The sequence below is a fragment of the Pseudomonas sp. FYR_5 genome (genome assembly GCF_043106315.1).
GTDB lineage: Bacteria > Pseudomonadota > Gammaproteobacteria > Pseudomonadales > Pseudomonadaceae > Aquipseudomonas > Aquipseudomonas putida_Y.
The window spans coordinates 1-7013 of sequence record NZ_JBICMK010000028.1 but is presented as its reverse complement, the minus strand read 5'-3'; the positions used below and the strand labels follow the sequence as shown (position 1 = coordinate 7013).

General features: G+C 59.8%; 7 protein-coding genes. 2 read left to right on the top strand and 5 right to left on the bottom strand.

The window, feature by feature from the left end; all coding sequences use genetic code 11:
- Positions 1-55: 55 nt before the first annotated feature.
- From ACF8RA_RS03075 to ACF8RA_RS03060, 4 genes are all read right to left on the bottom strand, one after another.
- The gene (locus tag ACF8RA_RS03075) at positions 56-958 is read right to left on the bottom strand and encodes an SdiA-regulated domain-containing protein (RefSeq protein ID WP_392461979.1); all 903 of its coding nucleotides are present in this window, start codon (positions 956-958) and stop codon (positions 56-58) included.
- A 90-nt stretch (positions 959-1048) separates the two neighbouring features.
- Positions 1049-1969 carry an SdiA-regulated domain-containing protein gene (locus tag ACF8RA_RS03070; protein ID WP_176685696.1) on the bottom strand — a complete coding sequence of 307 codons (921 nt, stop codon included), beginning with the start codon at positions 1967-1969 and terminating at the stop codon, positions 1049-1051.
- Between the two features lie 181 nt (positions 1970-2150).
- Positions 2151-2816, bottom strand: a complete 666-nt coding sequence (locus tag ACF8RA_RS03065) for a fumarylacetoacetate hydrolase family protein (RefSeq protein ID WP_176685697.1) — start codon at positions 2814-2816, stop codon at positions 2151-2153.
- A 25-nt stretch (positions 2817-2841) separates the two neighbouring features.
- The gene (locus tag ACF8RA_RS03060; protein WP_392487871.1) at positions 2842-4239 is read right to left on the bottom strand and encodes an FAD-binding oxidoreductase; all 1398 of its coding nucleotides are present in this window, start codon (positions 4237-4239) and stop codon (positions 2842-2844) included.
- 171 nt (positions 4240-4410) lie between these two features.
- Here ACF8RA_RS03060 and serA point away from each other — a divergent pair, with 171 nt between their 5' ends.
- The gene (gene serA, locus ACF8RA_RS03055; protein ID WP_014592761.1) at positions 4411-5640 is read left to right on the top strand and encodes a phosphoglycerate dehydrogenase; all 1230 of its coding nucleotides are present in this window, start codon (positions 4411-4413) and stop codon (positions 5638-5640) included.
- A gap of 46 nt (positions 5641-5686) precedes the next feature.
- Here the strand turns inward: serA and ACF8RA_RS03050 are convergent, their stop codons facing one another.
- Positions 5687-6163: a DUF4399 domain-containing protein gene (locus ACF8RA_RS03050; RefSeq protein WP_014592762.1), complete on the bottom strand. Its 477-nt coding sequence runs from the start codon at positions 6161-6163 to the stop codon at positions 5687-5689.
- A 223-nt stretch (positions 6164-6386) separates the two neighbouring features.
- Between ACF8RA_RS03050 and ACF8RA_RS03045 the strand changes: the two genes are divergently transcribed.
- Complete coding sequence (locus ACF8RA_RS03045; protein ID WP_176685699.1) at positions 6387-6875, top strand: transporter substrate-binding domain-containing protein; 489 nt, start codon at positions 6387-6389, stop codon at positions 6873-6875.
- The last annotated feature ends 138 nt before the right edge of the window (positions 6876-7013 follow it).

Genomic DNA, 7013 nt, shown 5'->3' with positions numbered 1-7013 from the left:
ACCCCACAAGCCTGGGTAGGAGCGGGTTTACCCGCGAATAGGCCCTGACAGGCAATCAGTCAGCCGGCTGCTTGAACACATAGAACAGGTTCGGCTCACTGACCAGGTAAATGGTCCCCACTTCATCCATCGCAATGCCCTCCGCCTGCGGCACCGTCGCCTGCAACCCCTGGAAGCCCTTGCGCAAAGACAAGGTACTCAGCGGCCTACCCTCGACATCCAGCTCCAGCACCAGCCGCGACTCGTCCGACAGCGCCAGCAGATGCCCACTGCGCTCATCGAACTGCAAACTCGACAGGTCCCTCACAAACAACCGTGAATCGCGCTTGCGGTCCTGCACCACATGCACGGCGTAGGGCTTTTCCGGATTGTCATGTGGGAAGCCATGCACCTCATAGATCAGCATCGGGTCCCGCTCCTTTGCCACGAACAGGCGCTTGCCCGCTGAATCGTAGGCCAGGCCCTCGAAGCCCTTGTTGCCATTGAGGCCAATGCCCAACGTCAGCTGCTCGGCATCACCGGCATCGAGAAACAGCGTGTCGTCGTCCAGCCGTACGCGAATCAGCCGTTGCTGACGCTCGTCGGTAATCACATAGCTGTTTGGCCCAACGTACTCCACCGCCTCCGGGTCGCCAAAGCCAGTCAGCGGCACACGTCGCAGGATACGGCCGTCCAGCGACAGCTCGATCAGCTCCGAACGTGCATTGGTGACCGTGAAGAGGGTTTTGCGGTCGGGGTCGTAGGTCAGCGCCGAAATGTCATCATCCAGCCCTTCGATCGGTTGCGCCTCCAGCACCACCCGGTAGCGGTCCAGGCCAATGCTGCGCTCCACAGGCTGCCACCAGGTCTTCAGATTGAACCAGCCACGCTCGAACAGGCGAAACTCCTGCCCAGCCCAGCCAAGCAGGAGCAGACCAACGGCAGCCAGAACAAGGAGCAGGCGAACAAAACGACGCATAGGGACAGACTCGACACAAGGATGGCGAATCTAATCATGAATGGCTGAAGCAAAGCTTAATGCAAGCGTCAGGCAAATCTGATGATGTTGTCAGTTCTTCTTGAACCGATAGAAAAGCGCCGGCTCGCTGACCATGTACAAGTTGCCCTTGTCGTCCATGGCCACCCCCTCAGCCCGCGGAATGGTGTCTTCAAGCCCGTTGAAGCCGCCCAGCAGTGTCATGAAGCTGACTTGCTGGCCCTGCTCGTCCAGCTCCAGCAGCATGTTGGAATCGGCCGAGAGCACCAGCAAGTGTCCAGTACGCGGGTCGACCCCCAGGGCAGACAGGTTGCGCAAGTCGAGTTCATCGCTCGGCAACGGCTGTTTGTCACCCTGGAGCGGGCTGCGGCCATCGGTACTCCAGGTGTACAGCTTGGGCGGGCGCTCCTCGCCAATGATCAGGCGCTTGCGCAGCGGGTCCCAGGCGATGGCCTCGAAGCCCTTGTTGCTTTTGACCGACGGGCCCAGGTCGTGGCTCTGGAAGTCGTCGTGATTCAGTGCCGTGGTCTGCGCGTCCACCTTGACCACGGTCAGATCGTGCAGGCGCTCGTCAGTGATGGCCAGGTTGCCGTCTTCCAGCACCGCGACGCCTTCGGGGTTGTTCCAGCCGTTGAGCGGGATCTTGCGCAGCACATCGCCCTCCAGGCTCAGCTCGACCAGGATCGGGTTCTTGCCCATGACCGCGAACAGGGTGCGCGTTTGCGGGTTGAAGGCCACATCCGAGGCTTCATCATCATCCATGCCCGGCAGCGGTTTGGCGTCGATGTCCACCTGGTAATCCGGCAACCACACGCTTTCGCTACGCTCGGCGGTGCTTTCGAAGCCTTCTTTTACCCACAGTGCACCGCGGTCATCCCAGTGCATGGCCACGGCCACGCCATAGCCGATCACCGCCGCCACGGCCAGGCCGAAGGGCCAGCGCAGGTAGAAGCGACGCTTGGGAGTTGCCGGGGCGCTGGAGGAGGATGGCATGCGGTGATCCTGGGGAAATGGGCGTAGGTGCGCGCATTATCCGGATTGGGTGTGAAAAATCGGTAAACAGGGCCGGCCTCTTCGCCGGTAAACCCGCGCCCAAGGTGCTGCACAGTATTCAAGGCCTGTGCAATCCCTGTAGGAGCGGGTTTACCCGCGAAGAAGGCGACGCGGTTTCGAGTTAAAGCACCCGGCTTTCGAAGCGGCTCACACCCGGCAGCTCCAGCACCAGCTCGTCACCGACATTGAACGGCCCAACGCCCGCCGGTGTACCAGTGAGGATCACATCCCCCGCCTGCAACGAGAAATGCGCTGCCATGTACTGAATCATCGGCACGATCGGGTTCAGCATCAGCGCGCTGTTACCCTCCTGGCGCACTTCGCCATTCACGGTCAGGCGCACCGGGATGTCTGTCACATCCTCGAAGCTGGCAGCCGAGACGAACGGTGGCAGCACGCAAGCGCCGTCAAAGCACTTGGCCAGCTCCCAGGGCAGGCCCTTTTCCTTCAGCTTGGCCTGCACGTCGCGCAGGGTCAGGTCCAGCGCCGGCGCGTAACCGGAAATGGCGTCCAGCACCTCTTCCTCGCTCGGATGGGTCGACAGCGGTTTGCCCAGCAGTACGGCAATTTCAACTTCATAGTGCACCGACCCACGCTCGGCCGGGATCTTGAAGCCACCTTCGGCCGGCACCACGCAGCTGCCCGGCTTGATGAACAGCAGCGGCTCGGTGGGGATCGGGTTGTCCAGTTCCTTGGCGTGCTCGGCATAGTTACGGCCGATGCACACCACCTTGCCCAGGGGGAAGTGAATGCGCGTGCCGTCTACGTACTGGTGCTGGTAACTCATGGCCGACTCCTCTGGATACTGCTTTTTATTCAGGTGCAAAGATCTTACCCGGATTCATGATGCCGTTAGGGTCGAACACGGCCTTTATTGCTTTCATGCAGGCGATTTCTTCAGGGGAACGGCTGTAGCTCAGGTAGTCACGCTTTGTCATGCCTACACCATGCTCGGCAGAAATCGACCCGTTGTAACGCTCGACAATCTCGAACACCCACTTGTTGACCTTGGCACACGAAGCGAAGAAGTCGTCCTTGCTCATATGCTCAGGCTTGAGGATGTTCAGGTGCAGGTTGCCGTCACCAATATGGCCGTACCACACCACTTCATAATCCGGATAATGTTCAGAGACGATGACGTCGATATCGCGCAGGAACGCAGGCACTTTCGAGACAGTGACGGAAATGTCGTTCTTGTACGGTGTCCAGTGCGAGATGGTTTCCGACAGGTACTCGCGCAGCTTCCACAGGTTTTTCAGCTGGGTTTCGCTCTGGCTCATCACCCCATCCAGCACCCAACCCTGCTCGACGCAATGCTCGAAGGTAGCCAATGCTTCGTTGGCAACGTCTTCAGTGCTGGCCTCGAACTCCAGCAGCGCATAGAACGGGCAATCAGTCGCGAACGGCGCAGGTACATCGCCGCGCGCAAGGATCTTGGCCAGCCCCTTGTCGGAGAAAAACTCGAAAGCGGTCAGGTCCAGCTTGCCCTGGAAGGCGTGCAGCACCGGCATGATCGAGTCGAAGTCCGGTGTGCCCAGCACCATGGCGGTGAGGTTGCGCGGTGCGCGGTCCAGGCGCATGGTGGCCTCGACCACGAAGCCCAGCGTACCCTCGGCACCAATGAACAGCTGCCGCAGGTCGTAACCGGTGGCGTTCTTGATCAGGTCCCTGTTCAGTTCCAGCAACTCGCCCTTGCCGGTGACCACTTTCAGCCCGGCCACCCAGTTGCGGGTCATGCCGTAGCGAATCACCTTGATTCCGCCGGCATTGGTGCCGATATTGCCGCCAATCTGGCTGGAGCCGCTGGAAGCGAAGTCCACCGGGTAATACAGGCCTTGCTCTTCGGCGAAGGTTTGCAACTGGCGGGTGATGACCCCTGGCTGGCAAACCACAGTGCGGTCGAAAGCATTGAAGCCAAGGATCTGGTTCATGTAGTCGAAGGCGACCACAACCTCGCCATTGGCCGCCACCGCACCAGCAGAAAGCCCGGTACGCCCGCCAGAGGGCACCAGCGCCACCTTGTGCGCATTGGCCCAGTGCACAATGGCTTGCACCTGTTCTATCGTTTTGGGAAAGACGATGGCGCTGGGCGCTGGCGGGTAATGCTTGGTCCAGTCCTTGCCATACGCTTCGAGGGAAACCGGGTCAGTCAGGACCTTGCCCGGGTCGACAAGGGTCATCAGTTCTTCAATAACAGCGGGGCGGGTCATCGCTGGAACTCTCGACTTATTCATGGTCACCCTGAGCACTCTTCAACTGTCGGGATAAGCTCAGATTGTGTCGCGTATGCTAGCATAGCCCTCCCGCTGTTCATGCTAAGGCTGCCCTCGCGCCTGGCATCACCCCTCGCCATTTTATCTCCGGGATACAGGTTTACGCAGATGAGCAAGACTTCTCTCGACAAGAGCAAGATCCGGTTCCTTCTTCTTGAAGGTGTGCACCAGAACGCGGTCGATACCCTCAAGGCCGCCGGCTACACCAACATCGAATACCTCACTGGTTCGTTGCCGGAAGCCGAGCTGAAGGAAAAGATCGCCGATGCCCACTTCATCGGCATCCGTTCGCGCACCCAGCTCACCGAAGAGATCTTCGACTGCGCCAAGAAACTGGTCGCTGTTGGCTGCTTCTGCATCGGTACCAACCAGGTTGACCTGGAAGCTGCCCGCGAGCGCGGTATCGCCGTGTTCAACGCGCCATACTCCAACACCCGCTCGGTCGCCGAACTGGTACTGGCCGAAGCCATCCTGCTGCTGCGCGGCATCCCTGAGAAGAACGCCTCCTGCCACCGTGGCGGCTGGATCAAAAGTGCTGCCAACTCGTTCGAAATCCGCGGCAAGAAACTGGGCATCGTCGGCTACGGCTCGATTGGTACCCAGCTTTCGGTACTGGCTGAGAACATGGGCATGCAGGTGTACTTCTTCGACCCGCTGACCAAGCTGCCACTGGGCAACGCCGTGCAGGTCACCAGCCTGAACGAGCTGCTGGGCCTGGCCGACATCGTCTCGCTGCACGTGCCTGAGCTGCCATCCACCCAGTGGATGATCGGCGAGAAGGAAATCCGCTCGATGAAGAAGGGCGCGATCCTGATCAACGCCGCCCGTGGCACCGTGGTCGAGCTGGACCACCTGGCCGCTGCCATCAAGGACAAGCACCTGATCGGCGCTGCCATCGACGTGTTCCCGGTCGAGCCACGCTCCAACGACGAAGAGTTCGAGAGCCCGCTGCGCGGCCTCGACAACGTGATCCTGACGCCGCACATTGGGGGCTCCACCGCCGAAGCCCAGGCCAACATCGGTCTGGAAGTGGCCGAGAAACTGGTCAAGTACAGCGACAACGGTACTTCGGTGTCCTCGGTCAACTTCCCGGAAGTGGCCTTGCCAGCGCACCCAGGCAAACATCGCCTGCTGCACATTCACGAAAACATCCCGGGCGTGCTCAGCGAGATCAACAAGGTCTTCGCCGAGAACGGTATCAACATCTCCGGTCAGTTCCTGCAGACCAACGAGAAAGTCGGTTACGTGGTGATCGACGTTGACGCCGAGTACTCGGACCTTGCGCAAGAGAAACTGCAGCAGGTCAAGGGCACCATCCGTTCCCGCGTCCTGTTCTAAGTCTGGGTGCAGCATGAAAAAGGGAGGCCATGAAGGCCTCCCTTTTTTATTTCACTTCAACCGTGATTTTCTTCGACTCGACGCTAGGCTTGAACGGCACGTGATACTGGTCACCCAGAATCAGTTGCAGGGTGTGCTTGCCCGGGGTCAGGGTAATGCTGGTTTCGGTCTGTGCCTTGCCGAAGTGCAGCACTTGCGGCCCTGCCGGCAGTGCGACGCCGGCCTCTGGCATCAGGCTGGTCGGCAGCGGCATGTCAGCCACGGGCTCCTTGTCGACATCCACCAGTAGATGGTGGTGCCCGGTGTGCGGTGTTTGATCGCCCGCAGGCTTGAGGCCCATACCCTCGATGCCGAACTTGACGGTGAAGGTCTTGTCGACCGTGGCACCATCGGCGGGGGAAACGATGAAGACCTTCGCCTCCTTGGGCGGCTCCTGGCTCTTCAGGGCGTCTGCGGCACTGGCGAACACCGACGCTCCCATCAGCAGACCGGCAACGGCAGCACGCGAAAATAGGCTGTTCATTCACTTCTCCTGTGATTCACTTATTGACCGCAGCCTGTCATCCAAAAGCGGCGGTAGTTCACCTTAGTTGAAATAACCGCCAAGGTGTTCACATTGCCTGACAGAAATATTTCAGTCAGGGTTAAACAATGCCGAGGCTTGAAGGTCATAGGCTGCGCTCGATCACGGCGAGGAAGAAAGCCGTGGCGACCGTTTTCAATCTGCAAAAAGAAAAGGGGCATACATGCGTTCGACCATAGGTGTACTGCTGGCAGTACTGATCAGTCCATTGGCTCAGGCGGAGCTGATCGACGAAATCGCCGACCGGGGCGAACTGCGCATTGCCATACAAGCCGACAACTCGCCCTACGCTTTCAAACAAGACGACCATCTGACAGGTTTTGACATCGAATTTGGCCAGGCCCTGGCCAAGGAACTGGACCTGCGCGCCGAGTTCGTCGAAGCCCCGGCGACCGAAGTGCTGGCGGGTGTCGAGAGTGGCAAGTACGACATCGCACTCACCCCGTCGAGTGATTCGCTCACAGGCGACGGCCCGCTCGATGTGAGCCGGCCGATTGGCGAGAAGAAGCTGGTGATCCCGTTCCAGAAGGACAACCCGGCTTTTGAAAGCGCGGTAAACAATGCGTTGCAGCGCTTGAAGGACAGTGGCCGGACTGGCGAGCTTGAGCAGAAGTGGTTCAAGGGTGTGCAGGAGACTGCAGGCGGGCAGTAAGGTCTTATTTGCAACCTGTACCCGCTAATACAGTGGCGGCGGCAACGGTGAACGGCGGGTGGAAATTGGCCAGCAGGGCCGGCCTCTTCGCGGGTGAACCCGCTCCTACAACGGGCTGTGTCCAACCACCGATGTGTG

Bases quoted from the DNA above. Each gene is read 5' to 3' on its own strand.
- ACF8RA_RS03045 (WP_176685699.1), top strand. From the start codon at position 6,387: ATGCGTTCGACCATAGGTGTACTGCTGGCAGTACTGATCAGTCCATTG.
- ACF8RA_RS03075 (WP_392461979.1), bottom strand. From the start codon at position 958: ATGCGTCGTTTTGTTCGCCTGCTCCTTGTTCTGGCTGCCGTTGGTCTG.
- ACF8RA_RS03050 (WP_014592762.1), bottom strand. From the start codon at position 6,163: ATGAACAGCCTATTTTCGCGTGCTGCCGTTGCCGGTCTGCTGATGGGA.
- ACF8RA_RS03065 (WP_176685697.1), bottom strand. From the start codon at position 2,816: ATGAGTTACCAGCACCAGTACGTAGACGGCACGCGCATTCACTTCCCC.
- ACF8RA_RS03070 (WP_176685696.1), bottom strand. From the start codon at position 1,969: ATGCCATCCTCCTCCAGCGCCCCGGCAACTCCCAAGCGTCGCTTCTAC.
- ACF8RA_RS03060 (WP_392487871.1), bottom strand. From the start codon at position 4,239: ATGACCCGCCCCGCTGTTATTGAAGAACTGATGACCCTTGTCGACCCG.
- serA (WP_014592761.1), top strand. From the start codon at position 4,411: ATGAGCAAGACTTCTCTCGACAAGAGCAAGATCCGGTTCCTTCTTCTT.